Annotated in this window: 29 protein-coding genes; 13 read left to right on the plus strand and 16 right to left on the minus strand. The window is 70.3% G+C overall.

Annotation, left to right across the window (positions count from 1 at the left end; all coding sequences use genetic code 11):
- Positions 1 to 25: 25 nt before the first annotated feature.
- Genes ACSHV8_RS13910 through ACSHV8_RS13930 form a run of 5 tightly spaced genes read left to right on the plus strand, consistent with a single transcriptional unit; the run spans position 26 to position 5,052 of the window.
- Positions 26 to 514 (plus strand): DUF6069 family protein, encoded by a 489-nt coding sequence (locus ACSHV8_RS13910; RefSeq protein WP_436533018.1) that lies wholly within the window; start codon positions 26 to 28, stop codon positions 512 to 514.
- Between the two features lie 8 nt (positions 515 to 522).
- On the plus strand, positions 523 to 3,156 hold the full coding sequence (locus ACSHV8_RS13915; protein ID WP_436533019.1) for a cation-translocating P-type ATPase: 2,634 nt from the start codon (positions 523 to 525) through the stop codon (positions 3,154 to 3,156).
- The gene (locus tag ACSHV8_RS13920) at positions 3,153 to 3,602 is read left to right on the plus strand and encodes a hypothetical protein (RefSeq protein WP_436533021.1); all 450 of its coding nucleotides are present in this window, start codon (positions 3,153 to 3,155) and stop codon (positions 3,600 to 3,602) included. The genes ACSHV8_RS13915 and ACSHV8_RS13920 overlap by 4 nt, the downstream gene beginning before the upstream one ends.
- A complete protein-coding gene (locus ACSHV8_RS13925; RefSeq protein ID WP_436533022.1) occupies positions 3,599 to 4,015 on the plus strand; it encodes an RDD family protein in 417 nt (138 codons plus the stop codon). Before ACSHV8_RS13920 ends, ACSHV8_RS13925 begins: the two co-directional genes overlap by 4 nt.
- Before the next feature lie 5 nt (positions 4,016 to 4,020).
- A complete protein-coding gene (locus ACSHV8_RS13930) occupies positions 4,021 to 5,052 on the plus strand; it encodes a carboxylate-amine ligase (RefSeq protein ID WP_436533024.1) in 1,032 nt (343 codons plus the stop codon).
- Between the two features lie 2 nt (positions 5,053 to 5,054).
- On the opposite strand, the gene ACSHV8_RS13935 is transcribed toward ACSHV8_RS13930, so the two are convergent.
- The 12 genes from ACSHV8_RS13935 to ACSHV8_RS13990 all read right to left on the minus strand — a co-directional run bounded on the left by ACSHV8_RS13935 (position 5,055) and on the right by ACSHV8_RS13990 (position 11,659).
- Positions 5,055 to 5,360, minus strand: coding sequence for a hypothetical protein (locus tag ACSHV8_RS13935; RefSeq protein ID WP_436533026.1), 306 nt, complete (start codon positions 5,358 to 5,360; stop codon positions 5,055 to 5,057).
- 48 nt (positions 5,361 to 5,408) lie between these two features.
- Positions 5,409 to 5,990 (minus strand): dihydrofolate reductase family protein, encoded by a 582-nt coding sequence (locus ACSHV8_RS13940; RefSeq protein ID WP_436533027.1) that lies wholly within the window; start codon positions 5,988 to 5,990, stop codon positions 5,409 to 5,411.
- Between the two features lie 72 nt (positions 5,991 to 6,062).
- Positions 6,063 to 6,905: a helix-turn-helix domain-containing protein gene (locus ACSHV8_RS13945; protein ID WP_436533029.1), complete on the minus strand. Its 843-nt coding sequence runs from the start codon at positions 6,903 to 6,905 to the stop codon at positions 6,063 to 6,065.
- A gap of 34 nt (positions 6,906 to 6,939) precedes the next feature.
- Positions 6,940 to 7,359 (minus strand): ester cyclase, encoded by a 420-nt coding sequence (locus ACSHV8_RS13950; RefSeq protein WP_436533031.1) that lies wholly within the window; start codon positions 7,357 to 7,359, stop codon positions 6,940 to 6,942.
- On the minus strand, positions 7,356 to 8,177 hold the full coding sequence (locus ACSHV8_RS13955) for a MerR family transcriptional regulator (RefSeq protein WP_436533033.1): 822 nt from the start codon (positions 8,175 to 8,177) through the stop codon (positions 7,356 to 7,358). Before ACSHV8_RS13955 ends, ACSHV8_RS13950 begins: the two co-directional genes overlap by 4 nt.
- Positions 8,178 to 8,275: 98 nt before the next feature.
- On the minus strand, positions 8,276 to 8,908 hold the full coding sequence (locus tag ACSHV8_RS13960) for a hypothetical protein (RefSeq protein ID WP_436533035.1): 633 nt from the start codon (positions 8,906 to 8,908) through the stop codon (positions 8,276 to 8,278).
- Positions 8,909 to 8,989: 81 nt separating this feature from the next.
- Positions 8,990 to 9,604 (minus strand): alpha/beta hydrolase, encoded by a 615-nt coding sequence (locus ACSHV8_RS13965; protein ID WP_436533037.1) that lies wholly within the window; start codon positions 9,602 to 9,604, stop codon positions 8,990 to 8,992.
- The gene (locus ACSHV8_RS13970) at positions 9,601 to 10,221 is read right to left on the minus strand and encodes an SGNH/GDSL hydrolase family protein (protein ID WP_436533039.1); all 621 of its coding nucleotides are present in this window, start codon (positions 10,219 to 10,221) and stop codon (positions 9,601 to 9,603) included. The genes ACSHV8_RS13965 and ACSHV8_RS13970 overlap by 4 nt, the downstream gene beginning before the upstream one ends.
- Positions 10,222 to 10,288: 67 nt before the next feature.
- Positions 10,289 to 10,573, minus strand: a complete 285-nt coding sequence (locus ACSHV8_RS13975) for an SHOCT domain-containing protein (RefSeq protein ID WP_436533041.1) — start codon at positions 10,571 to 10,573, stop codon at positions 10,289 to 10,291.
- A gap of 6 nt (positions 10,574 to 10,579) precedes the next feature.
- Positions 10,580 to 11,023 carry a DUF6325 family protein gene (locus tag ACSHV8_RS13980; RefSeq protein ID WP_436533043.1) on the minus strand — a complete coding sequence of 148 codons (444 nt, stop codon included), beginning with the start codon at positions 11,021 to 11,023 and terminating at the stop codon, positions 10,580 to 10,582.
- Complete coding sequence (locus tag ACSHV8_RS13985; protein ID WP_436533045.1) at positions 11,023 to 11,232, minus strand: hypothetical protein; 210 nt, start codon at positions 11,230 to 11,232, stop codon at positions 11,023 to 11,025. Before ACSHV8_RS13985 ends, ACSHV8_RS13980 begins: the two co-directional genes overlap by 1 nt.
- A 10-nt stretch (positions 11,233 to 11,242) precedes the next feature.
- Complete coding sequence (locus ACSHV8_RS13990; RefSeq protein WP_436533047.1) at positions 11,243 to 11,659, minus strand: DUF6325 family protein; 417 nt, start codon at positions 11,657 to 11,659, stop codon at positions 11,243 to 11,245.
- Positions 11,660 to 11,785: 126 nt separating this feature from the next.
- Between ACSHV8_RS13990 and ACSHV8_RS13995 the strand changes: the two genes are divergently transcribed.
- Positions 11,786 to 13,123, plus strand: coding sequence for a hypothetical protein (locus ACSHV8_RS13995; RefSeq protein WP_436533049.1), 1,338 nt, complete (start codon positions 11,786 to 11,788; stop codon positions 13,121 to 13,123).
- Positions 13,124 to 13,213: 90 nt separating this feature from the next.
- Here ACSHV8_RS13995 and ACSHV8_RS14000 read toward each other — a convergent pair whose 3' ends face one another.
- Positions 13,214 to 13,843 (minus strand): superoxide dismutase, encoded by a 630-nt coding sequence (locus ACSHV8_RS14000; RefSeq protein ID WP_436533050.1) that lies wholly within the window; start codon positions 13,841 to 13,843, stop codon positions 13,214 to 13,216.
- Positions 13,844 to 14,184: 341 nt separating this feature from the next.
- On the opposite strand from ACSHV8_RS14000, the gene ACSHV8_RS14005 reads away from it, so the two are divergent.
- Genes ACSHV8_RS14005 through ACSHV8_RS14015 form a run of 3 tightly spaced genes read left to right on the plus strand, consistent with a single transcriptional unit; the run spans position 14,185 to position 15,225 of the window.
- Entirely contained in the window at positions 14,185 to 14,520 is a 336-nt protein-coding gene (locus ACSHV8_RS14005) for a hypothetical protein (RefSeq protein ID WP_436533052.1), read from the plus strand.
- Positions 14,517 to 14,975, plus strand: a complete 459-nt coding sequence (locus ACSHV8_RS14010; RefSeq protein ID WP_436533053.1) for a MerR family transcriptional regulator — start codon at positions 14,517 to 14,519, stop codon at positions 14,973 to 14,975. The genes ACSHV8_RS14005 and ACSHV8_RS14010 overlap by 4 nt, the downstream gene beginning before the upstream one ends.
- Positions 14,959 to 15,225, plus strand: a complete 267-nt coding sequence (locus ACSHV8_RS14015) for a hypothetical protein (RefSeq protein WP_436533055.1) — start codon at positions 14,959 to 14,961, stop codon at positions 15,223 to 15,225. The genes ACSHV8_RS14010 and ACSHV8_RS14015 overlap by 17 nt, the downstream gene beginning before the upstream one ends.
- 124 nt (positions 15,226 to 15,349) lie before the next feature.
- On the opposite strand, the gene ACSHV8_RS14020 is transcribed toward ACSHV8_RS14015, so the two are convergent.
- From ACSHV8_RS14020 to ACSHV8_RS14030, 3 genes are read right to left on the minus strand one after another with little or no spacing between them, the layout of a single operon-like run.
- Positions 15,350 to 15,844, minus strand: coding sequence for a DUF1269 domain-containing protein (locus ACSHV8_RS14020; protein ID WP_436533057.1), 495 nt, complete (start codon positions 15,842 to 15,844; stop codon positions 15,350 to 15,352).
- A 4-nt stretch (positions 15,845 to 15,848) separates the two neighbouring features.
- On the minus strand, positions 15,849 to 16,964 hold the full coding sequence (locus ACSHV8_RS14025) for an AI-2E family transporter (protein ID WP_436533059.1): 1,116 nt from the start codon (positions 16,962 to 16,964) through the stop codon (positions 15,849 to 15,851).
- Positions 16,961 to 17,182: a hypothetical protein gene (locus ACSHV8_RS14030; protein WP_436533061.1), complete on the minus strand. Its 222-nt coding sequence runs from the start codon at positions 17,180 to 17,182 to the stop codon at positions 16,961 to 16,963. The genes ACSHV8_RS14025 and ACSHV8_RS14030 overlap by 4 nt, the downstream gene beginning before the upstream one ends.
- Positions 17,183 to 17,377: 195 nt before the next feature.
- Here ACSHV8_RS14030 and ACSHV8_RS14035 point away from each other — a divergent pair, with 195 nt between their 5' ends.
- The 4 genes from ACSHV8_RS14035 (at position 17,378) to ACSHV8_RS14050 (ending at position 23,246) form a co-directional block, all read left to right on the plus strand.
- Positions 17,378 to 17,872: a DUF1269 domain-containing protein gene (locus ACSHV8_RS14035; protein ID WP_436533063.1), complete on the plus strand. Its 495-nt coding sequence runs from the start codon at positions 17,378 to 17,380 to the stop codon at positions 17,870 to 17,872.
- A 92-nt stretch (positions 17,873 to 17,964) separates the two neighbouring features.
- Positions 17,965 to 19,287: a SulP family inorganic anion transporter gene (locus ACSHV8_RS14040; protein WP_436533064.1), complete on the plus strand. Its 1,323-nt coding sequence runs from the start codon at positions 17,965 to 17,967 to the stop codon at positions 19,285 to 19,287.
- 24 nt (positions 19,288 to 19,311) lie between these two features.
- The gene (locus ACSHV8_RS14045; protein ID WP_436533066.1) at positions 19,312 to 21,903 is read left to right on the plus strand and encodes an MGH1-like glycoside hydrolase domain-containing protein; all 2,592 of its coding nucleotides are present in this window, start codon (positions 19,312 to 19,314) and stop codon (positions 21,901 to 21,903) included.
- Positions 21,900 to 23,246 carry an alpha-amylase gene (locus ACSHV8_RS14050; protein ID WP_436533068.1) on the plus strand — a complete coding sequence of 449 codons (1,347 nt, stop codon included), beginning with the start codon at positions 21,900 to 21,902 and terminating at the stop codon, positions 23,244 to 23,246. Before ACSHV8_RS14045 ends, ACSHV8_RS14050 begins: the two co-directional genes overlap by 4 nt.
- Positions 23,247 to 23,253 lie beyond the last annotated feature (7 nt).

Here is a 23,253-nt window from a genome sequence, read left to right on the forward strand (position 1 = left end):
CACCTCACGTGAGCGAGGAGAAACCATGACCGCCGAATCCGTGAAACCGACAGTCAACGCCGGGAAACTCTGGGCCGGGGGTGGCGCCACCGCGGCCGTGGCGGCCCTCATCGCCGTCGCCGGGATCCTGCTCGGCCGCGGCATCTTCGACATCGACGTCCTCGCCCCGAAGGGCCAGGGCACCTGGGGCGACGCGAGCACCGGCTGGTACGCCCTGGGTGCCGCCCTGGCCGCGCTGACCGCCACCGGCCTGGTGCACGTGCTGATCCTGACCACGCCGCGCCCGATGCGGTTCTTCGGCTGGGTGGTCGCTCTGGCGACCGTGTCGGCGATGCTGGCGCCGTTCGTCACCGACGCCGGTCGCGGCTCGCAGTTCTACACGTCGGGGCTGAACATGATCCTGGGCATCGCGATCGGTTCGCTGCTGGCCGGTGTCGCCCGGTCGGCGACCCGCCTGGTGCGCACCGGCACCGGCCCGGCGTCGCCGCGCCCCTACCCGCAGCAGTACCGGTAGGCGCCCCGATGACGACGATCTTCCACACCCTCTCCGTACCGGAAGCCCTGAATGTCGAAAATGTCGATCGGCAACATGGCCTGAGCAGCGAGGAGGCCGAGAGCCGCCGCCAGAAGTACGGGCCCAACCGCTTCGCCCAGGCCACCAAGGAGCCGTGGTGGCGGGCGTTCGCCCGGCAGTACGCCGACCCGATGCAGATCGTGCTGCTCATCGCCGGCCTGGGCAGCCTCTACCCGCTGAAACAGTGGGGCACCGGGGTCATGCTGATCGCGCTGACCCTGCTCAACGCCGCACTCGGCCTGCACCAGGAAGGCAAGGCGGCCGCCGCGATCGACGCCCTGCAGAAGATGATGATCGTCAAGGCCAAGGTGCGCCGCGACGGCACGCTCACCGAACTGCCGGCCGAACAACTCGTGCCCGGCGACGTGGTGCAGATCGAGGCCGGCGACGTGGTCCCGGCCGACGGGCGGCTGCTGCGCGCGGCCACCCTGGAGATCGGCGAGTCGGCGCTGACCGGGGAGAGCCTGCCGGTCTCCAAGAGCGTCGAGCCGCTGGCCGAGGCCGACACCGATCTGGGCGACCGGTCGGACATGGCCTACATGAACACCAACGTCACCCGCGGCGCCGGGGAGCTGCTGGTCACCGCGACCGGGATGGCCACCGAGGTCGGCCGGATCTCCGGCCTGCTGCAGACCGAGAAGGACGCCGACACGCCGCTGACGCGGCAACTGGCCCGACTGACCAACCAGATTCTGTACGTCGCGGGCTTCGCGCTGCTGGCCTCGGTGCTGATCAACCTGGCCCGGGGCAACGAGTTCACCGTGGTCTTCACCGCCGCGGTCGCGTTCGCGGTCTCGGCCATCCCGACCGGGCTCCCGGCCGTGGTCACCACCATCCTGTCGCTCGGCACCCAGCTGCTGGCCAGGTCGAACGCCATTGTCAAGCGGCTGCGCTCGACCGAGACGCTCGGGTCCACGTCGGCCATCAACTCGGACAAGACCGGGACGCTGACGCTGAACCAGATGACCGCGACCGAGATGGCGATCCCCGGGCGACGGTACGTGATCTCGGGCGGCGGCTACGCGACCGAGGGCACGATCAAGCGGGTCGCGGGGGAGCCCGACGTGCCCCTGGAGGAGTACCTGCTGCCGATGATCCTGGCGTCGGACGCCGTGGTCAGCGACGGCACGCTGATCGGGGATCCGACCGAGGGCGCGCTGGTCGTGCTGGCCGAGAAGGGTGGGCTGGACGCCGCGGCGACGCGCGAGCGATACCCCCGGGTGGCCGAGTTGCCGTTCGACGCCACGTACAAAATGATGGCGTCCTTTCATGAGATGTCGGGCCGGACGCGCTGTTTCGTCAAGGGCGCTCCGGACCAGATCCTCGCCCGGTGCGCGGTGACTCCCGAGCAGCGCGACCGCTACCTGGCCGAAAACGATCGCCTGGCGAGCCAGGGCCTGCGGGTGATGGCCACCGCCCGGCGCGACGTCGACCATGTCGACGGCGACCTGCTCGACCTGCTCCAGGACCTCGAACCGCTCGCACTGGTCGGCATCGTCGACCCGCCGAGACCGCAGGCCAGGGACGCGATCGCGCAGGCCCACGCGGCCGGCATCGAGGTCCGCATGATCACCGGCGACCATGCGATCACCGCCGCCGCCATCGCCGGCAAGCTCGGCATCCGCGGCCGGGCCATCACCGGCGCCGAGTTCGGCGCGATGAGCGACGAACAGGCCGACCGGGAGATCGGCGGCATCGGCGTGATCGCCCGGGTCACCCCGGAACACAAGGTGCGCCTGGTCGAGGTGCTGCGCCGCAAGGGCCACATCGTGGCCATGACCGGCGACGGCGTCAACGACGCGCCCGCACTCAAGAGCGCCGACATCGGCATCGCGATGGGGATCACCGGCACCGAGGTGAGCAAGGAAGCCGCCGCGATGATCCTCACCGACGACGACTTCGCCACCATCGTCAAGGCCGTCGAGCTGGGCCGGGCCCTCTACGCCAACCTGAAGAAGTACATCTTCTTCCAGATGGGCGTGCTCGCCGCCATGATCGTCACGTTCCTGGCCGCGAGCATCGCCAACATCGCGGCCGGCGTGCCGTTCCTGCCGCTGCAGACGCTGTGGCTGAATTTCACCACCCAGGTGTTCCAGTCGGTCGGCCTCGGCTACGGCAACGCCGAACCCGACATCATGCGCCGCCGGCCCCGCCGCTCCGACGAACCGCTGCTCAGCAACCGCCTGCTCGGCTGGCTCGGCCTGCTCGGCGTCTTCATGGGCGCGGTCACGCTGCTGGTGCTCTGGTTCGCCGATCGCGACCATGACGTCGACGTCGCCCGGACCATGGGCCTGACCGCGTTCTCCCTGATGAACCTGGTCTTCTCGTGGACCGTGCGCAGCGACGTCCGCTCGGTGTTCAGCCTGGAGACGTTCAACGACCGGCGGTTCGTGATCACCAGCGGCATGTCGCTGGCCGCGATCGTGCTGGCCACCGAGATGGGCCTGTTCCAGCGCATGCTGGACACGGTCAGCCTCGACCTCGGACAGTGGGCGATCTGCCTGGTCGCCGCCCTCACCGTGGTCATCCCCACGGAGATCCGCAAGGCGGCGCTGCGGCGCCGGGCCGGAGGTTCCTCATGATTGCCCTGATCCAGCTCGGCGACGTCGCGATCGGCGCCGCGGTCCGCGCCGGCGAGAAGAGCGCCGACAAGCTGTCCGCTTTCCGCTCACGCTTCGATCAAGACACTTTGCGTACGGCCGCGGAAGTCTGGGCCCGCTGGACGGTCCTGGCCGAGCGGGGCGCCGCCGAGCGCGAACGCGGCAAACGCGGCGCCCAGCGGGCGGTCGACGCCGCCGTCGACCGGCTGGCCCACTCCGGCCTCGTCGAACGCCTCGTCGACGCCCAGCTCGAACGCGTGCTGTCCCTGCTGGAGAACGAACCCGACCGGGTCCGCGGCCTGATCCGCGGCCAGCGGGAGAGCATCGTCGGCGAGGCCGTCGGCCGGGTCCGCTCCGGCGCCGCGGCCGGGGACAGCGCCGTCGACCGGCTCACCCTGCGGATGTCGAGGCGCGGCGACCCGTCATGACCGGATACGCCGGGCTGGTCAGCCGGACCTTGGCGTACCTGATCGACACCCTCACCGTCGCCGCGCTGGCCGGCGCCGCCGTGACCGCCCTGGGCATGGTCGCCTCGGTCGTCGGCGCCGAGGCCCGCGAGGCGGCCCGCTGGGTCCTCTCGTCCTACCTGGTCCTGCTGCCGGCGGTGCTGGCCGCCTACTGCGCGCTGTTCTGGACCCTGGCCGGGCGCACCCCCGGCATGGCCGTACTCGGCGTCCGCGTGGTCCGCGCCGACGGCCGCCCGGTGCGGTGGGCCGCCGCCGTGGTCCGGGCGCTGCTGCTCGCGTACTTCCCGATCGGTGCCCTGTGGCTCATCGTCGACCGCCGCCACCAGGGACTGCCCGACAAGATCGCCATGACCGCCGTCATCCGGGAGGGGTGAGGCCGATGCTCACCATCGGTGTCGAAGAGGAATTCCTGCTGCTCGACCCGGACGGCGCGGTCTCGCCCACCGCGGCGTCGGTGGTCCGACACGCGCCGGGCCGGGTCAAACCGGAACTGATGTCCTATCAGGTGGAGACCGCCACCGCGGTCTGCGAGGACCTGCAGGATCTGCGCCGGGACCTCACCCGACTGCGGCTGATCGCCGCCGATGCGGCCGAGCAGACCGGATCCCGCCTGGTCGCGGCCGGGGTCGCGCCGCTGCCCGGCGGCCCGCGCGGCGCGCTCACCGAGGCCGACCGCTACCGGGAGCTGGCCCGGCGCTTCCCGGACGCGACACGCGCCGGCGAATGCGGTTGTCACGTGCACGTCGGCGTACCGGATCGGGAACTGGCCGCAGCCGTGCTGACCCGGCTGCGGCCATGGCTGCCGGCGCTGCTGGCACTCACGGTGAACTCGCCGTTCGCCGGTGGGGTGGACACCGGCTGGGCCAGCGCGCGCTACCCGGCCCAGCTGCGCTGGCCCACGTTCCGGCCGCCCGGGGTGTGGGCCAGCGCAGAACACTACGACCGCGCGGTGCGCGGGCACATCGACTCCGGCGCGGCACTGGACCCGGCCGGCGTCTGCTACCTGGCGCGGCTCTCGCCGCGATACCCGACCATCGAGGTACGGGTCGCCGACACCGGCCTCGACGTGGCCGACACCGTACTGCTCGCCGGCGTGGTCCGGGCCCTGGTGGCGGCCCTGCTGGACGACGTACGCCGAGGCGAGAAGATCGTGCCGGCGCCGGACACGCGGATCAGGGCCGACCTGGAACTGTCGGCGCGCGGGCGGCTGCCGGCGTCGCAGCGCCTGCCGGCCAAGGTGACCCCGTTCCTGCTCGCCGACACCGGCGAGGTCTACGCCGGCTTCGAACGCCTGCGCCGCGAAGGCACCGGCGCCGACCGCCAGCGGCGGTTGTGGGCACGGCACGGGCCGAGCAGCGCTTTCGTCCGGGAGCTGGCGCACGCGACGACCCCGCTGGCCGTGGCCTACTGAGGTCAGCTCTCGGACAGCAGACTCAGCATGGTGTCGATCCTCGCCTCGAGGACCGGGTCGAGCTCACCCTGGACGCGGACACTGACGACGCTGCTGCCGACCCCGCGGGCCAGCAAGACCACGACCGGAGGAGTCCCCTGCAGCGGATAACTGAACCAAAAAGTGGCGGACTCGTCGTCGGTGTCGTCGAGGGCGCCGACCAGAGCATCCTCGTCAGCCGCGTCGTACCGGTAGCCGATGTAACGGCTCAGGTGTTCGAGGAAGCGAACGACATTCCCCTCGAACACCCACCCACCTACCGTCGTCATGACGATCATTATGGATTCGCCCATCGGAATCGATCATCCGGTCTCCATCTATCGGCGCACCTTGAACCTGAGGTGCAGTACCCGCTCGCCCTGGATGACCACGTGGGGATCCTCCAGCAGATGCTGCCGGTCGACGCCGGCGAAGAAGCGCCGGCCCGACCCGAACACCACCGGCACCACATCCATCGCCACCTCGTCGACCAGCCCGGCGGCCAGGAACTGGCTGCCGACCTCGCCGGCGTTCACGGCGACATGCCGCGGCCCGGCCAACTGTTGGGCCTTGTCGGCGGCGGCCGCGATGCTGTCGACGAAATGGTACGAAGCTTCGGGATGCCAGCCCTCCGGCTTGGGCCGGTGGGACACCACGACCACATGGTCGCCCGCCGGCGGATGACCCTCCCAGCCGTTCACCAGATCGAACAGGCGCCGACCCATCACGATCACGCCGAGACCGTCCCAGATCTCACGGACGTAGAGCGCCGACGCACGGGAGACCCTGAAACTGCTGCCGCCGTCGGTGATCGGGTTGTCGCCGCTGAAGTACCACTCGTGCAGCGGCCCCACCTCATCGTTGTCGTCGGCGATGAAACCGTCCACCGACACGACGTCGTGCATGAACACGATGCCCACAGGCCCTCCTCGAATCTCCGCGCCCGGTCGCACCGATGCTGGCGTCCGGGGCCGGCGAAGGCTTGTAAAAAATCAAACAGCGGGCATGGGACCGGCATCCGGCGGGAACCCCGGCGCAGCCGGGAACCGGCGTCGCAGCGCCAGGTACTGCGACGGGGTGTGACCCGTGAAGTCCCTGAACTCCCGGATGAAGTGGGCCTGATCGAAGTAGCCCACCGCCGGGGCGAGCGTCGACCAGTCGACCGGACCGCGGGCGTCCACGGACAGGATCAACCGCGCAAACCGGTAGATCCGAGCCACCCGCTTCGGGGTGACCCCGACATACGACTTGAACTGCGTGGCCAGGTGAGTGCCGCTCACCCCGACGGCGTCGGTCAGCGCACCCACCGGCACCGCGCCGTGCAGACCCGCCAACCGGCTGCCCGCGTACCGGACCAGGTCGAGACCGCGCGACGGAGTCGCGGCCAGGCGCGACCGCAACTCCGTCTCCACGACCCGCAGCGTCTCGTCCGCACGGGCGGTGTCGCCCACCTGGTCGCGGATCCTGTCCCATGAGCGTCGCCAGACGGCGTCGACCGGCACCGCCCGGTCCCGCAGCTCCGCCGCCGGCACGTCCACGAACGGCGACATCCCCCACGGCTTGAAATGCACCCCGACCAGACGCACCCGGTCCGGATACCCGAGGAGGAACCGCCGGGTCCACAGACCCATGAACGACCCGTCGGCGAGCACCACCGGCGGCCCCGAGGCGGCCGAATCCCACAGCCGGACCGGTTCGCCCAGGTTGAGGAACAGATGGGCCGACGGCATCGGCGGGACGTTCATCCGGCGATGGCTCGGCACCCCGCTCAGGTAGTAGATGTCGTCGATGAACCGGTCGAGCGGCGGGGCGGGCACCCGGACTACGTACTCCATGAACCCCAGTCTGATCCGATCCCGTAGTGAATGGTCAGCCGAGCTGGCGGAACAGGGTGGCCATGTCGGAACAGATCCATTCCTCGGCGATGAGTCCGTCGGCGACCCGGTAGAACTCGTAGCTGACGTACTCGATCGCGTGGCCGGTCGGCGGGATGCCCAGGAACTCGCCGCGGTGGGTGCCGCGGAACCGCAGCCGGAGCGCGACCCGGTCGCCGGCGGCCACGATGTCCTCGATGTGCGCCCGCAGGTCCGGAAAGGCGTTCCGCATCATCTCGTAGCCCTCCCGCCACACCTGCTGCCCATGCCGGGGCTCGGGCAGCTCGGCCAGGTTCATGATCAGGTCGTGGGCGGTGAAGGCCATGCACTTGTCCACGTCGCCGGTGTTGAAAGTGGCGAAAGCGGCCCGCAACAGCTCGGTGTTCGTGGCCGGCGAGGTGATCTCGGACGTCATGGTGCGATCTCCTGTTCATTGTCGGAGCCATCGGCCGGGTACGGCCGTTTCAGCAGCTCAAGGGTGCGGCGGATGGCGGCCGCCTGGGCCGGGGCGAAATCCGTGTAGAACGCGGCGGCGAAACCCTCGTCCGCCTCCTCGAACGCGCCGTCCGGTATCCGGATCGCCCGCCGGGCCGACTCCGGGATGGACGCCACGATCTGCTGGGCGGCCACCTCCACCCGTGGATCGTCGACCGCCGCACCGGCCAGCTCGTCGAGAAGCGCGTAGACCGCATGAGCCTGCTCGATCGCCCCCGGATCGTCGGCCATGCCCTCAGCCATCAGATCGAGCCAATCGGCGCCGTGGGCGCCCGACACGGACTCCATCAGCGCCATCACTTCGCGGTCCTTCGCCGCCATCGCCGACTCCGGCCCGGGGGCGGCGTCGGCCATGCTGCTGAAGAGCGCGGCCAGCCCGGGGGAGACCGGGGCCTGCTCGGCCGGCACGCCCTCGTCCGCTTGCCGCAGCAGCTGCGCCAGGCGGACCCGGCGCCGGCGGATGTCGGCCTCCTGGCCGGCCAGATCGGCGTCGAGCTCGCGAAGTATGTCGGCCAGATCCCGGTCGGCATCACCGGCCAGGACGTCGCCGACCTCGGCCAGGCTCAGCCCCAGCTCGACGAGACGGCGCACACGGGCCAGCTCGACGGCGTCCCGCAGTGAGTAGTCCCGGTAGCCGTTCCCCCGGCGAGTGGGCTCGGGCAGCAGGCCGACCCGGTGGTAGTGCCGGATGGCCCGGGTGCTGATCCCGACCAGGTCAGCGAGTTCTCCGATCCGCATGCCTCCAGCAGACACCTTGACGCTACGACAAGGTCAACCCCGGTGGTCACCCGATTTGCTTTGCCGTGAGCTCACCTGTCGAGCCGCAATCCGCGTCGTCAACGCCCGGTGTATGAGGCGCCGGCCAGATTCTCCGCAATGGTGAACGATGTGCCGCATTCGGCGCAGGTGAGCCGACCGAACAGCTGAGCTATGGCTGTAGCTACTCGCTCTCGGCCGGCAGCGATGGCCTCGTCATGCAGACGCTGCGCGAGTTCGGAAGAGTGCGCTGGGGCGATGTCGGGATTCTCTTCCGCTATGTCCAGGAGGGTCTCCTCGTCGCATTCCGGGCATCGGACGTCGGCCTCGCCGTCGTTGAGGCGATCGAGTTCCTTGCCCCAGGTCTCGTCGCCCTCCAAGCCGAGGATCGCCTGGAGCAGGTAGACGAAGGCTCGATCGGTGGAGGCCGCCGGCAGGCGACCTGCTGCGAGAGCACGCAGGGCCGAGATTTCTTCGGCGTAGGTGACGCGGTCCTCGACGGTGGCGTCGGCGGTGATGAAGCCGGCCAGAGCCAATGGCGAGTCCAGCTGGTCACCGGCGAAACCGGCAGCGGTCGTAGCCAGCCAGGGCAGCAGAGCCGCACTGTCGGGATCGCAGGTGCCCTGGTGGCAGGCCTGTCCCCAGATGGTTTCCCAGGCCGGGGAGGCGGGGTCGGTCGCAGCCGCTCGCAGGACCTCTGAAGTGATCTGCACGTGGCGGAGCGTGACACATTTCAAGATCAGGCGCACCGGCTTCGGCCGCAGAGCATGTCGCGGTGGCCGTCGGTGCTGACGTCAGGCGAGCGCGAACGCGGCGACGGTCCGGACGAGCGCTTCGGTGTGGGGTGGGAACGCCGGGTGGGGCGGTTCCGGGCAGCCCGGCAACGCCACTGCCGTCGGCACGAGGCGCAGCAGGGCATCGACCGTACGGCGCTGGTGGAACGGATTCTCGGGGACCGACGGAAGCACGCCCACCGGCACAGCGACGGACGCGAGTTCGTCGTCGGTGACGCCACGCAGGGTCCCGCCGTTCAGCAGAGCGTCGAGGACGTCCGGTTCGGCGCCGAGTTGGGCCAGGCCGAGCCGGGTGCGGGTGTCGACCCGGGGATCGCCGGCCGTTGCGGGCCAGGCCAGGAGGAGCCGTTCGACGCGTTCCGGTGCGGCCAGGGCGAGACGGACGGCGGCCGAGCATCCGTTCGAGCCGGCGACCACCGTGACCGGGTGCTCGGGCAGCAGGGCGGCCAGGTGCTGCGCCTCGGCGGTCCAGCTCCGGGGCCGGCGCAGGCGGTCGGGGGCGAGCACGCCGACGCCGTGGCGTTGCAGGCCGGCGACGATGCCGGGCCGGTGCCAGAAGCGTTCGGCGTCCATCTCTTCCCAGAGTCCGCCGTGAACGAGCAGAACCGTGGTCATCGCAGCTGCAACGACCGGCAGATCGGCCGGATCGCGTCGGCGAGAGCCCGGTGGCCGTCGTCGTTGGGGTGAACACCGTCGTCGCACAGCAGGGCGTCGTTGCTGTCGATCGCCCGCCGGAAGGCGTCCACGTACCGCAGGCCCAGACGATCCGCGGCTTCGGCGATCCATCCGTTGATCAGGGTGCCGCGCTCGCTGAGTTCGATGTGAGCGTAGTAGGTGACGACGAGGACCGGTCGTCCCGGGAGGTCGTCGCGAAGCCGTGTCAGGTCGCGCTCGATGGCGCCGCGGATCTCGTCGGCGTGCTCGGCGAGCATCCTGATGTCGTTGGCCGCGAGGCAGACGATGACCGCGTCGGGTTCGAGGCGGATGGCGGCGTCGAGCAGTGTCGTGTCGGTGGCCGACGGTTCGTACCGGTCGACGGCGGCGCGTGGTCCGCGGCGGCGGAAGAAGCCCATGCCGTCGATCGAAAGGTTCACCTCGCGCCAGCCGAGTTCGTCGCTCAGCAGGCTGGACCATCTCGCTCGGGGGTGGGTCGTGCCCTTCCACCCGGTGACGATCGAGTCGCCGTAGAACACGACGGTGGGATGGTTCAGAGCTTGCGGGGAGCTGGGCACGCCGGATGCTATCAACGTGGCGTGTTGAGCCGATCCGACGTGTCGGGTCGACTCAACACCTGGGCCGTCACGTGTTGAGGATGCGGGATTTCTGGACCTCGAACTCGGCCTCGTTGAGCAGGCCCTGCGCCTTCAGCTCACCGAGTTGGCGCAACTGTTCGAGCTTGGCCGTCATCGGATCGGGCTCGGGCCCGGCGTCCACCTCCTCGACGTCCTGCTCGGCGTAGTACTGCTCGTCGGCGTTCTGCCGTGCCCACCGCCCGGCCTGCCGGCGCGACACCCGGTTCGACACGGCGGTGGCCGTGCCGGCGATCACCGCGGTCCGCGCGATTCCCCGCAGAAGTCCCGGCATCGCCGGTCACCTCCCGCTCGTGACGGTGGCCTCGGACGCGTCCAGTGCCCCGAGCAGCTCCTGCACCGGGATACGGCCCCCGGCCACCAGGTGTGCGCCGGAGCGCCGCAACGCCCGGGACAGCGGCGCCGCCCACAGGTTCTCGTAGACCAGCAGGATCGCCGCCGCGCCCGGCTCCAGGATCGCGCCGGCCTCGCGCAGGTCGTCCCCGCCGAGCATCCCGGACGCGGCGCCGTGGAACGCGCCGAGCCCGCTGAGCTCCAGTTCGCGGCCGTCCAGCGCGACCACCGTGCCGTCCGGGGACTTGCGGACGAACAACAGGTCCAGGACTCGTACGATCCGCCGGTCGACCAGATCCAGCAGCAGCGGCAGGGCGGTGCCGTTGAGGCTGCCGCGCGGGAACTCGATGCACAGGTAGTCGACCGGTCCCATCTCGTCGAGGCCGGTCATCACGCGCTCACCGGTTCGAGGCGGCGTTCCGCGGCGGCGGCCGGCGCGGTCACCGGCCGGCGGTGGCTCACCAGGGTTTCGATGCCCCAGGCGATCAGGGCACCCCCGGCCGCCGCGATCAGCGGCAGCACGACCAGGTAGCCGTAGTCCGGCCGCACCGGGTGACCCCGCAGAACGTCGTACGCGATGGCCGTCTTTCTCCTGCTCATGGATTACCTCTCAGCTCGTGGTGGTCAGCACTCGTCCATGGCCGGGCGCCCCGGGGATGTGGGTCAGGCCCACGATGATCCCGTCGGCGGCGGCGACCCGGCCGGCCAGTTCGTTCACCCAGCGGTGCTCCAGCAGCACCGCGAGGGCGTCGGTGTCCCGGTCGACGAGCCGGGCCACCTCGTCGAGGTCGGTGGCGGTGATCAGCCCGGTGGCGAGCCGGGCCCAGGCCAGATCGCCCGGCAGTCCCGGCAGGTCGCAGAGCTCCACCGTGCATGCCCCGCCGGCGGCATCGGTGCGCACCACCAGGACGTCGACGACGCGCATCTGCCCGGCCCGGGTCAGCCGGTCCAGGGTGGTCAGCACACCGTCGTTCAGCCGATCCGCGGGGAAGGACATGATCATGAGTTCCAGCGGCCCCAATGCCATGGCCACAGCGTGCTGGGCCTGATCGGGACCGACCTCATCCAGGCGGGGTGAAACCGGGGATGCCGGCGGTGTTCATCCGCGTCGGGTGACGCGCGGCCGGGGACCGGTCGGCCACTGTCGGAGGCCATGACCAGTCCCGCCGGCCCGCCGGCCGCCGCGCCCCCCTCGGATACCGACGAGCTGGTCCGGCTGCGGGCGGAGAACGCGGCCCTCCGGACCCGGCTGGCCCGGCGCCGCCCGATCAGTCGCACAGTCCGCGGCACGACCGCCGCCGTGCTCGCCGCCATCGCCGCGTTCGCCCTGGTCACCAGCGTGGTAGGACTGTGGGCGGCCCGCACCACTCTGAACACCGACCGCTGGGTCGCCACCGTCGCCCCACTCCCGCAGGACCCGAAGGTTTCCGCGGCCGTCGCCGACTACGCGACCACCCAGTTCTTCCAGGTCCTCGACGTCGAGCAGCGCCTGCGCACGGTCCTCCCGCAGCAGGCCGCGTTCATTGCCGGCCCGCTGACCGTCCAGATCCGCCAGCAGGTCCGCGCGGTCGTCACGAACGTCCTGCGCAGCGACCGCTTCCAGGGAATTTGGGTCGAGCTGAACCAGCGTCTGCACCAGCGGATCCTGACCGTCCTCGACGGCGACAGCAACCTCCTGCAGGCCCGCGACGACCACGTCGACATCGACCTGCTGCCCCTGATCAACCAGGCGTTGCGCCAGCTGAGCGACCAGCTGCCCACCCTGTTCGGCAAACAGATCAGCCTGCCCGACCTGAGCAGCGGCGCCATCCCGGCCAACCTGCGCGACCGCGTCCAGGAACAGCTCGGCGTCACCCTGCCGGCCAACTTCGCCCAGTTCACCGTCTACGACGCGGGTCGCCTGCGGGCCGCTCAGCGCGCCGTCGTCACCGCCAAGCGCGACCTCGCCCTGTTCATCGGCGCGACCATCGTCCTTTTGATTTCGGCGTACGTCGTATCGCCGTCCCGCCGAAGAACCACCGTCCAACTGGGCATGTGGCTGGTCCTGGCCTCGGTCGCGGTGACCGCGATCCTGCGCGCCGTCCGCCGCGAACTCCTCGCCCAGGTCCCGCCCGGCACCTATCGCGACGGCGTCGACGCGGCCATGACCAGCATCTTCAGCGTCCTGCGCGAGCGGGGCACACAGCTGCTCGTGCTCGGTGCGCTGCTGGCTTTCATCGCGTACCTCATAGGTCCTGGTCGTTTCCCGAAGTTGCTCCGAACCCAGCTGGTCCGGGCCACCCGGGTCGTCGCCACCCACGCCCCCGGCTGGATCGTCACCCATCGCGACCCGCTGCGCATCGCCGGTGCGGTGGTCGCCGCCGTCCTCGCGCTGATCCTGTCCTCCTGGACGTCCCTGCTGGTCGTCGCGATCCTGCTGGCAGTCTTCGAGGTGACGGTCACCCTGGTCGCGCGCGGAAATTCAGCAGCCGAGGCGCCGGCCGCGGAATAGCAGCGCCGGCTCCCGCCCGGGCGGGGGAGTGATGAGCGCCGGGCAGAACCGGCCCGGGGCCCGCGTCGTCGTGTCCCGGGCCGGTGGCGGTCACGGGGCGAGGATGATCGGGCTGCCGGCGGCGCGGGCCGCGTCGAACCGTCTGGTCACGTCGGCCCAGTCGACCAGATTCCAGAGGCGGTCGACGTAGTCCGGGCGCACGTTCTTGTACTGCAGGTAGTACGCGTGCTCCCAGGCGTCGAAGACCAGGATCGGCGTGGAGCCCTGCCCGACGTTGCCGTGATGGTCGTAGATCTGCTCGACGATGAGTCGCTGCGACAGCGGCTCCCAGGCCAGCACGCCCCAGCCGGAGCCCTGCACCCCCTTGGTGGCGGTGGACAGCTGCGCCGCGAACGCCTCGAACGAGCCGAAGTGTTCGGCGATCGCCGCGAACAGATCGCCGTCGGGGCGGTCGGCGCTGCTGCCGGGGCGCAGGTTGTTCCAGAAGATCGAGTGCAGGACGTGCCCGGACAGGTTGAACGCCAGGGTCTTCTCCAGACCGACCAGGGCCGAGTAGTCGCCCTTGTCGCGGGCCTCGGCGAGCTGGTCGAGGGTGTCGTTACTGCCCTTGACGTACGCGGCGTGATGCTTGCCGTGGTGCAGTTCGAGGATCTGGCCGCTCATCGCTGGTTCGAGCGCGCCGTAGTCGTAGGGCATGTCGGGAAGCGTGTAGATCGCCATGCCGCCCAGTATTGCTTATTGCCAAGAGTTGGCAACTACTGGATGATGACTTCTAGAGGCGGATGAGTTGCGTGGCCGTGACCCCTCCGTCTTGACAGCGAGAGGCGCTCCGGCCCGCGATGATCCACGCCGCCGGAGCGCCTTTCGACGTCCGGAGACCGGCTGGTTCACCCCGGCTAGGTGGACCCCGGCCACCGTGTCCAGGCCCGCAGACGATCTTCACCGGTCGGCTGCGCGAACAGTCGGCTCACACAACGGCGACCTGCACTCGATCACCGATGCCGGTGGATGACAGGCGCAGGCTTGCATCCGGTACCTGGGTACAGGCTTACCGTCGATGCATGACCGCCACTGACGACCAGGTGTGGGTGCCCGAGGCATGTACCTTGCCCACCGTTGACCGGCCGTTGCGGCTGGCTGAGTTCGATGACCTGTTCGCGACCGCGGTGCGCGGCCAGCAGCGGTTGTCGGCCACGACGCTGCGCTGGGACCTCGATCTCGCGGCCGAGGCCACGGCCCGGGACCTGACCGCCCGGGAGAGCAGTTGCTGTTCCTTCTTCTCGTTCGTCTTCCATCCCGCCGATGGGACGTTGCGGCTGGAGGTCGAGGTCCCGGCCGCGCACGTCGCGGTCCTCGACGCGCTGGCCGAGCGGGCCGCGGTCAGGCTCCGGCCGTGACCGGGTTGCGCAGTGGTCAGGTCGCTGATGCGGCCGGGGTGAATCTGCAGACGCTGCGTTACTACGAGCGTCGCGGCCTGCTGGCCGAGCCGGACCGCAGTCTCGGCGGGCACCGGCTCTACCCGCCCGAGGCGGTGACGGTGCTCAAGGTGATCAAGGCGGCGCAGCGGCTCGGGTTCACCCTGGACGAGGTCGCCGATCTGCTCGCGGCCGGCGGGCATCGGCACGGCCGTCCTGATACCGGGCTTCAGCGGCGGGCTCAGGAGAAACTCGCCGAGGTGGAGGCGAGGATCGCCGACCTGCAGGTGATCGCCGGGACATTGCGGGCCGCTGTCGTCGCGGGCTGCGACGACCTGGTCGCCTGCGCGGACCGTCCGTGCTGCCCGATTCCGTTCGCCACCATCGCGTCCACCGCGCCCGCAGCTGAAGGAGTGTCCGATGCCGGCTGTCGCTGACCGGTTGCGTCGCCTGTTGCCGTCCGGGCTGACCGGCCTGGCCGGGATCGCCTGCGCCGCCTGCTGCGTCCTGCCGATGCTGCCGGCCGCTGGAGTGCTGTCGGGCGCGGGCTGGGTGGCTGCCGGCCACTGGATGCCCGGCATTGCTGTCCTGCTCGCGGCCGCGGCCGGTGGTGCTTGGTGGTGGGCGTCGCGGCGACGCCACGATACCGGGTGCGCCGGTGGTGGCTGCGGCTGCGGAACGCGGTGACCGCGGCAACGGTGGCTGATGATCATCACCCGGGCTCGTCCTGCGCGCCGAGGATGAATGTGCGCGAGGACTTCGGCGGGCGGCTCGGTGTCCGGAGGTCCCAGCGGTGTGAGCGGGGAACGGTCTACATCCGGTGGTCGCCGAACGTGTCGAGGAGGATGTCGCGTTCGGCTTCGGTCAGGTTTGTTTCGATGAGGCGGCTGCCGAGGCCGTGGAAGCGTTCGCCCAGCCGGTCCAGGTTGCCGTCCGAGGTGACCAGGAACAGCGCCGACGTCCCCTCGGTGATCGTGGTCCGGATGCGTTCCAGCTGGTCGCGGGTGATGCCGGTGCCTTCGGTGGCCCGGGCCAGTGCGCCCACCCCGGCCCCGACGACGCCGCCGACGACCGGGACGAAGAACAGGCTGCCGAGCAGCACGCCCCAGAACGCGCCCCACCCGACGGCCCGCCGGTTCGTGTCGTGGCCGTGGTGGGACTCGGGTCGGGATGCGCCGGCCGGCCAGGTCAGGATTGCGTGGTCGACGATCGTCACGAGATTGTCCGCGGCGGCGTACTTGATGGTGGCGAAGGCCTGCTCGGCGCCCTTGGGGTCGTCGTACTTCCACACGGTGAAGGTCGTCATCCCGTCATGCTGTCGGCGTGTCCGGCTCGTGAGCCTCATCCCACGAGGACGAGAGCAGCACGTTCATCCAGCGGGTGCCCGGGTCGATGTCGACCAGCAGGCCTTTGGCGAGCAGGGTGAGCGGGATGGCCAGCAGCGCGCCGAGCCCGCCGAGCACCCACGCCCAGAAGATCAGGGCCAGGAACGAGACGGTCGCGGACAGGCCGACGGCGTCGCCGACCACCTTGGGCTGGATCACCGACTGGATGATGAAGTTGATCAGGCAGTACAGGGCGATGACGGTGAGCATCAGTTCCGGGCCGCCCTGCAGCAGGCCGAGCAGCGCCGGTGGGATCACGCCGACGACGAAGCCGATGTTCGGGATGTAGTTGGTGATGAACGACAGCAGCCCCCACAGCAGCGGCAGCGGCACGCCCAGGGCCCACAGCAGCAGGGTGTCGCCGACGGCCACGATCAGGCCGAACACCGTGCAGACGACCAGGTAGCGGCGGGTGCCCCGGGCGAACGAGCGCAGCGCGGCGACCACCTGCGGGCGTTCGCCGACGACGGCGGACAGCCGGGCCGGGAAACCGACTGCGTCTAGGCCCATGAACAGCAGCACCGCGAGCAGGAACAGCGCGTTGGACAGTACCCCGGCGATGCCACCGAACAGGGACCCGATCAGGTGCACGACCGAGTCGGCGTCGGCGCCGGCGAGCAGGGACCTGAGCTGCGCGGCGCTGATCCCGAGCGTGCCCAGGCCGCTGACCAGATCGTCGCGCAACGCGCTGAACTGCGCCTGGTACTGCGGCATCAGCTCGATCAGCCGGGCCACCGAGACACCCAGGGCAAGACCCAGAGCAATCAGGATCACATCGATCATCAGTACGGTGGCCACGGCCGCGACCCAGACCGGCAGGCCGCGCCGGCGCAGGCCCTCGGTGACCGGGCTGACCGTCACGACCAGCATCAGCGCCAGGAAGACCGGCCCGATCAGGTCGGCCACCCAGCGCAGCCCGGCCACGACGACGACCAGGCAGGCGAAACCCAGCAGCACCAGTACGCCCCGGGGCAGCACCGCCGCCGGGGACGGGTTGCGCAGCCGCAGCCCGCCCGGCCGGGTGTCCGGCCCGGATCTCACGGCGCGCCCGGTGCGGACGGCGAGGCCACCGAGGTCAGGCAGACCAGTTCGACCCCGGAGCGGTCGAGCCGGGTCAGCAGCCGTTGCAGGTCGTCCTCGGAGAGCCGCCCGCGGATCGTGCACTGCCGCGGCATGGTCCGGATCCGCAGGTCACCGAGCGTTCGCCGGAGCAGCGGGCCGAGGAAGCCGCGGACCCGGATCTCGTATCGCTCGTGCATGACCGGCTCCCGTCGTACGGAAATAGTGGTTTTTGTTTTCCGAGGTTCGCGGCCGGGGCCGTACGGCGGCATCGCCCCTCGGGGATGAACGGCCGTGAGCCGCGCCGCCGACCGGGAGTGAAGTCATCCTCGCGGAATGAGGATCGGCGCGACGGGACGTGGCTGACTGACGGCATCGAGCGGAAGGAGTACGTCATGGCAACACTGGTCGCCATCGGATACCCCGACGAGACCACGGCGACAGCGGCGTCGCTGGAGGCGAACCGGCTGGCCAAGGACCTGATCATCCAACCGGACGCGATCGCGGTGATCATCCGGGACCGGGAGGGCAAGTTCCACGTCACCACCAACCATCACGAGGTGGGCGGCGGCGCGACGTGGGGCATGTTCTGGGGTCTGCTGTTCGGGATGCTGTTCTTCATCCCGATCCTGGGCATGGCGGTCGGCGCCGGCCTGGGCGCGCTCACCGGCAAGATCGCCAAGGGGCAGATCAACAAGGAGTTCGAGGAACGGATCCGCGCCGAGCTGCAGCCGGGCACGTCAGCGCTGTTCATGGTCGTCGAGGCGGTCACCTCGGACAAGGCGGTCGAGTCGCTGAGCCGGTTCGGCGGCACGGTGCTCAAGTCGTCGCTGCCCAAGGAGACCGAGGAGGAGCTGCAGGAAGCTCTGCACGGGGCCGGCGCGCAGTAAGATCCGGCGATGACGAGTGGACGCCGCCCGGCCCTGCTGGGCGGCGTCTCCCGTCCCGGCCGCGACCTGATCGCCGGCCTGGTGCTGACCACATGACCCTGGCCGCGGTGGCCAAGCTGGGTTTCGTCGCCGACCTGCTGTCGCATCCGACGCAGCTCGGCTACATCAACGGCCTGGCCCTGACGATCCTGATCGGCCAGTTGCCCAAACTGTTCGGGTTCTCGGTCGAGGGTGACGGCCTGTTCGCCGAGGCGGCCGGGTTCGTCCGCGGTGTCGTGGACGGGGAGACCGTGCCGGCCGCGCTGGCCATCGGTGCCGGCGGGCTCCTACTCATCCTGCTTCTGCGGCGCTTTCTCCCGAAGATCCCGGGCATCCTGCTCGCCGTGGCCGGCGCGATCGCCGCGGTCACCGTGTTCGACCTGGACGTGCGCGTGGTCGGCACCCTGCCGCAGGGTTTCCCGCCGTTCACGCTGCCGCACGCCACCGACCTGGGCCTGCTCGCGGCGGGCGCGCTCGGCATCACCCTGGTCTCGGTGACCGACACGATCTCCACGGCGTCCACCTTCGCCGCCCGTTCCGGGCAGGAGGTCCGGGGCAACCGGGAGATGCTCGGCATCGGCGCGGCCAACATCGCGGCCGGGTTCTTCCAGGGCTTCCCGGTCAGCACCAGCGGCTCACGGACCGCGGTGGCCTTCCAGGCCGGCGCCCGCAGCCAGCTGACCGGCCTGGTCGGGGCCGCGGCGATCACCCTGATGCTGGTCTTCGCGCCCGGACTGCTGCGCAACCTGCCGCAGCCGATCCTGGCCGCGGTGGTGATCGCGGCGTCGCTGTCGCTGGCCGACGTGGCCGGCCTGCGCCGCCTGTGGCGCCAGCGCCGGATGGAGTTCGCCCTGGCCGCGGCCGCTTTCGTCGGGGTCGCGGTGGTCGGGGTGCTGCCCGGCATCGCGGTCGCGGTCGGCCTGTCGGTGCTCAACGTGTTCCGGCGCCTGTGGTGGCCGTACCGGACCGAGCTGGGCCGCCCGGCCGGCGTCAACGGCTACCACGACGTGCGCGTCTTCCCGGATGCCGCCCGGGTGCCCGGGATCGTGGTGTTCCGGTTCGACGCGCCGCTGATCTTCGCGAACGCCCGGACGTTCCGCGATGAGGTCCGGGCCCTCGCGCACGCCGCCGACAAGCCGCGCTACATAGTGATCGCCGCCGAGCCGGTGACCGACGTGGACACCACCGCCGCCGACATGCTCAAGGAACTCGACGAGGAGCTCAACGCGGCCGGCATCTCGCTGGTCATCGCCGGGATGAAGACGCCCGTGCGGGCGAAGGTGGACCGGTACCAGCTGACCCGCACGATCGACCCGGCGCACTTCTACCCGACGGTCGAGGACGCGGTTTCAGCCCTGCGGGAGGATGCCCGCTGAGCGGGGCCTGCCGAGCCTGACGGCATGACGAATGCCGAGCAGGGGCGTCTGCGGGACGCCGACACGGGCGCCGTGCACTGGCGGCGCTGGGGACCGTATCTGAGCGAACGCCAGTGGGGCACGGTCCGGGAGGACTACAGCCCGGGCGGTGACGCCTGGGGGTACCTGAGTCACGAGCAGGCCCGCTCGCGGGCCTACCGCTGGGGTGAGGACGGCATCGCCGGGTTCAGCGACGAGCGCCAGCAGTTGTGCCTGGCCGTGGCGTTGTGGAACGGGCGCGACCCGATCCTGAAGGAACGGTTCTTCGGGCTGACCAACGCCGAGGGCAACCACGGCGAGGACGTGAAGGAGTACTACTTCTACGTCGACGCGACGCCGACCCATTCGTACCTGCGGATGGTCTACAAGTATCCGCAGCGCGAGTTCCCCTACGAGGACCTGGTCGCCACCAACCGGGGGCGGGGGCGCGACGAGTTCGAGTACGAGCTGATGGACACCGGAGTCTTCGCCGAGGACCGGTACTTCGACGTGGTCGTGGAGTACGCCAAGGACGGCCCCGAACAGATCCTGACCAGGATCACCGTGCACAACCGGGGTCCCGAGGAGGCGGTGCTGCACGTGCTGCCGACCGTGTGGTTCCGGGCCACCGGCGGCGACGGGATGCTGCGGGCCTGGGAGCGTGGCGTGGTCCAGGCCGGGCACGACCGGCTCGGCGCGCGCTGGTGGACCTGCCTGGGCGACCCGCAGGTGCTGTTCACCGACAACGCGGACGGGCGCAAGGACGCGATCGGCCGCTACCTGATCCAGGGCGACAAGGAAGCCGTCAACGCCGGCGGGGCCGGGACGAAAGCGGCCGCCGTGGTGACGGTGACGATTCCGGCGGGCGGGTCCACCGCCGTACGGGCAAAGCTCAGTGACCAGCCGCCCACCGCGACCGACCAGGATGTTCGTTTCTTCGACGAGGTCGTCGAGGCGCGCCGCGCCGAGGCCGACGACTTCTACCGGGACCTGTTCGCGCCGGCCCTGCCCGATCCGGAGCGCCAGGTGGCCCGCCAGGCGCTGGCCGGCATGATCTGGTCAAAACAATTCTTCGCGTACGACGTGGAACAGTGGCTGTCCGAGCACGGCCGCGACCCGCTGGACGCTTCCGGCATCCGTAACGGCGAGTGGTTCCACCTGGACGCGCACGACATCATCTCGATGCCCGACACCTGGGAGTACCCGTGGTTCGCGGCCTGGGACCTGGCGTTCCAGGCGGTGGCGCTGAGCATGGTCGACCCGGCGTTCGCCAAGAGCCAGCTGGACCTGCTGCTGAGCCGGCGCTACCTGCACCCGAACGGGCAGATCCCGGCCTACGAGTGGAATTTCGGCGACGTCAACCCGCCGGTCCACGCGTGGGCCGCCTACCTGATCCACGAACTGGAGAAGGCCCGCACCGGCGTGGGCGACCACGACTGGCTCGAACGGATCTTCCACAAGCTGGCCAAGAATTTCACCTGGTGGGTCAACCGCAAGGACGTCGACGGGCGCAACGTGTTCCAGGGCGGCTTCCTCGGCCTGGACAACATCGGTGTCTTCGACCGCAGCGCGCCGCTGCCCACCGGCGGGCACCTGGACCAGGCCGACGGCACCGCCTGGATGGCCCTGTACTGCCAGAACATGCTGCAGATCGCGCTGGAACTCGCCGTTCAGGACCCGGTCTACGCCGAGCAGGCGCAGACGTACTTCGAGCACTTCGCCTACATCGCCACCGGCAGCCAGGCCATGTGGGACGAGGACGACGGCTTCTACTACGACGTGCTGCGGCTGCCCGACGGCTCGTCGCAGCGGCTGCGGGTGCGTTCCATGGTCGGTCTGCTGCCGCTGGCCGCGGCCACCGTCTACGACCCGGCGACCATCGCCCGGCATCCGCAGATGATGGCCGACGGGCAGGCGTTCCTGGCCCGCCACCGGTCGATCCGGCTCAGCGACGGGCACGGGAAGCTGCTGGCGCTCTTCGACGCCGACCGGTTGCGGCGCATCCTGGCGCGGATGCTCGACGAGGAGGAGTTCCTGAGTCCGTACGGCATCAGGTCGCTCTCGAAATTTCACGACGAGCACCCTTTCGAATTCACGGTCGGCGATCAGGTGTACGGCGTCTCGTACCGGCCCGCCGAATCGGACAGCGCCATGTTCGGGGGCAACTCGAACTGGCGTGGCCCGGTCTGGTTCCCGGTCAACGCCCTGATGATCCGGGCGCTGCTGAACCTGTACGTGGCCTACGGCGAGGATTTCACGGTCGAGTGCCCGACCGGGTCGGGCCGGCACATGACGCTGTTCGAGGTGGCCCGGGAGATCTCCGAGCGGCTGACCCGGATCTTTCTGCCGGACGCGCTCGGGCAACGCCCCTGCTACGGCGGGCAGCCGGTCTTCGCGGGCGAGCACTGGCGCGACCTGATCCTGTTCGCCGAGTACTTCCACGGCGACAACGGGGCCGGGCTCGGTGCGGCCCACCAGACCGGGTGGACCGGGCTCGTCGCGGTCTTCCCCAACCTGTTCGCCGGTCTCGACGGGCAGGACCTGCTGGCCGGCGGCATGACCGGCGTCTTCCACAAGTTCTCCGGGGAGCCGGCATGAGCCCGGTCGTGTACGAGATCGACACCTGGCCGTGGCTGGCCGGGCTCGGGGTGAAGTCCCTCGCCGACGTGCCTGGTGAGGTGTGGGACGGGGTGGCCGCGCCCGGCATCGACACGGTCTGGCTGATGGGTGTCTGGGAGCGCAGTCCGGCCGGCACGGCGATCTTCCGTGACCGGTTGCCCGCGACGCCGCCCGAGGAGATCGCCGGATCGCCCTACTGCATCCGGCAGTACCGCGCCGACGATCACCTCGGCGGACCCGAGGGACTGGCTCACGCCCGGGCCGAGCTGCGGAAACGGGGTGTCAAGCTGTTCCTCGACTACGTGCCCAACCACGTCGCACCCGACCATCGCGCGGTCGAGGAACACCCCGACTGGTTCGTGCGGGACAACGGTGTCGTCGTCAACGGCCGCGACCCGTTCTTCCCGCCCTGGCCCGACGTGCTGCAGCTGAACGCGTTCGCGCCGGGCATGCGCGACGCCACCGTCGAGGCGCTGTCGGCCATCGCCGATCAGTGCGACGGCATCCGCTGCGACATGGCCATGTTGCTGGTCAACGAGATCTTTTCGCGTACGTGGGGACACCTGGCCGGACCGGCCCCGGCCGAGGAGTTCTGGCCGTCCGTGATCGGCCGGCTGCGCGAGCGGCACCCGGACGTGGTCCTGGTGGCCGAGGCCTACTGGGACACCGAGTGGCTGTTGCAGCAGCACGGCTTCGACCACTGCTACGACAAGCGGCTCTACGACCGCCTGGTCCACGAGGACGCCGCATCGATCCGCGAGCACCTCGGTGCCGGGCGTGACTATCAGGACCGGCTGATCCGGTTCCTGGAGAACCACGACGAGCCGCGGGCGGCGGCCACCTTCGCGGCCGGGCGGGCGCGGGCGGCCGCGGTCGTGGTCGCCACGCTGCCCGGCGCGACGCTGTGGCACGACGGGCAGTTCGAGGGACGGCGTACCCATCTGCCGGTCTTTCTGGCGAGATATCCGGTAGAACCCTTTGATCATGGGCTGCACGACTTCTACCGCGCTGTAGTAGCAGCCGCGGCCGAGGTCCGGCAGGGACGGTGGCGGCTGCTGGCGACCGCCGGGTGGCCGGACAACCGGTCGCATCAGGACCTGCTCGCCTGGGCCTGGGACGACGCGGTCGTGGTGGTCAACTTCGCGGACCACCCGTCCCAGGGGCGGATCTTCCTGCCCTGGCCGGACCTGCCCGGCCGAGCCTGGCGGCTGACCGACCGACTCGACGGGCGGGTCTTCGAACGATCCGGCGCGGAGCTGGCCGACGCCGGACTGTTCATCGACCTACCTCCATGGGGAACGCATGTTCTAGTCAGTGAGTGACGGAGTC

The sequence above is a fragment of the Actinoplanes sp. HUAS TT8 genome, from assembly GCF_051380535.1.
In the GTDB taxonomy this organism is placed as follows: Bacteria; Actinomycetota; Actinomycetes; order Mycobacteriales; family Micromonosporaceae; genus Actinoplanes.

Bases quoted from the DNA above. Each gene is read 5' to 3' on its own strand.
- ACSHV8_RS13910 (WP_436533018.1), top strand. From the start codon at position 26: ATGACCGCCGAATCCGTGAAACCGACAGTCAACGCCGGGAAACTCTGG.
- ACSHV8_RS13915 (WP_436533019.1), top strand. From the start codon at position 523: ATGACGACGATCTTCCACACCCTCTCCGTACCGGAAGCCCTGAATGTC.
- ACSHV8_RS13920 (WP_436533021.1), top strand. From the start codon at position 3,153: ATGATTGCCCTGATCCAGCTCGGCGACGTCGCGATCGGCGCCGCGGTC.
- ACSHV8_RS13925 (WP_436533022.1), top strand. From the start codon at position 3,599: ATGACCGGATACGCCGGGCTGGTCAGCCGGACCTTGGCGTACCTGATC.
- ACSHV8_RS13930 (WP_436533024.1), top strand. From the start codon at position 4,021: ATGCTCACCATCGGTGTCGAAGAGGAATTCCTGCTGCTCGACCCGGAC.
- ACSHV8_RS13935 (WP_436533026.1), bottom strand. From the start codon at position 5,360: ATGACGACGGTAGGTGGGTGGGTGTTCGAGGGGAATGTCGTTCGCTTC.
- ACSHV8_RS13945 (WP_436533029.1), bottom strand. From the start codon at position 6,905: ATGGAGTACGTAGTCCGGGTGCCCGCCCCGCCGCTCGACCGGTTCATC.
- ACSHV8_RS13950 (WP_436533031.1), bottom strand. From the start codon at position 7,359: ATGACGTCCGAGATCACCTCGCCGGCCACGAACACCGAGCTGTTGCGG.
- ACSHV8_RS13955 (WP_436533033.1), bottom strand. From the start codon at position 8,177: ATGCGGATCGGAGAACTCGCTGACCTGGTCGGGATCAGCACCCGGGCC.
- ACSHV8_RS13965 (WP_436533037.1), bottom strand. From the start codon at position 9,604: ATGACCACGGTTCTGCTCGTTCACGGCGGACTCTGGGAAGAGATGGAC.
- ACSHV8_RS13975 (WP_436533041.1), bottom strand. From the start codon at position 10,573: ATGCCGGGACTTCTGCGGGGAATCGCGCGGACCGCGGTGATCGCCGGC.
- ACSHV8_RS13980 (WP_436533043.1), bottom strand. From the start codon at position 11,023: ATGACCGGCCTCGACGAGATGGGACCGGTCGACTACCTGTGCATCGAG.
- ACSHV8_RS13985 (WP_436533045.1), bottom strand. From the start codon at position 11,232: ATGAGCAGGAGAAAGACGGCCATCGCGTACGACGTTCTGCGGGGTCAC.
- ACSHV8_RS13990 (WP_436533047.1), bottom strand. From the start codon at position 11,659: ATGGCATTGGGGCCGCTGGAACTCATGATCATGTCCTTCCCCGCGGAT.
- ACSHV8_RS13995 (WP_436533049.1), top strand. From the start codon at position 11,786: ATGACCAGTCCCGCCGGCCCGCCGGCCGCCGCGCCCCCCTCGGATACC.
- ACSHV8_RS14000 (WP_436533050.1), bottom strand. From the start codon at position 13,843: ATGGCGATCTACACGCTTCCCGACATGCCCTACGACTACGGCGCGCTC.
- ACSHV8_RS14005 (WP_436533052.1), top strand. From the start codon at position 14,185: ATGACCGCCACTGACGACCAGGTGTGGGTGCCCGAGGCATGTACCTTG.
- ACSHV8_RS14015 (WP_436533055.1), top strand. From the start codon at position 14,959: ATGCCGGCTGTCGCTGACCGGTTGCGTCGCCTGTTGCCGTCCGGGCTG.
- ACSHV8_RS14020 (WP_436533057.1), bottom strand. From the start codon at position 15,844: ATGACGACCTTCACCGTGTGGAAGTACGACGACCCCAAGGGCGCCGAG.
- ACSHV8_RS14030 (WP_436533061.1), bottom strand. From the start codon at position 17,182: ATGCACGAGCGATACGAGATCCGGGTCCGCGGCTTCCTCGGCCCGCTG.
- ACSHV8_RS14035 (WP_436533063.1), top strand. From the start codon at position 17,378: ATGGCAACACTGGTCGCCATCGGATACCCCGACGAGACCACGGCGACA.
- ACSHV8_RS14040 (WP_436533064.1), top strand. From the start codon at position 17,965: ATGACCCTGGCCGCGGTGGCCAAGCTGGGTTTCGTCGCCGACCTGCTG.
- ACSHV8_RS14045 (WP_436533066.1), top strand. From the start codon at position 19,312: ATGACGAATGCCGAGCAGGGGCGTCTGCGGGACGCCGACACGGGCGCC.
- ACSHV8_RS14050 (WP_436533068.1), top strand. From the start codon at position 21,900: ATGAGCCCGGTCGTGTACGAGATCGACACCTGGCCGTGGCTGGCCGGG.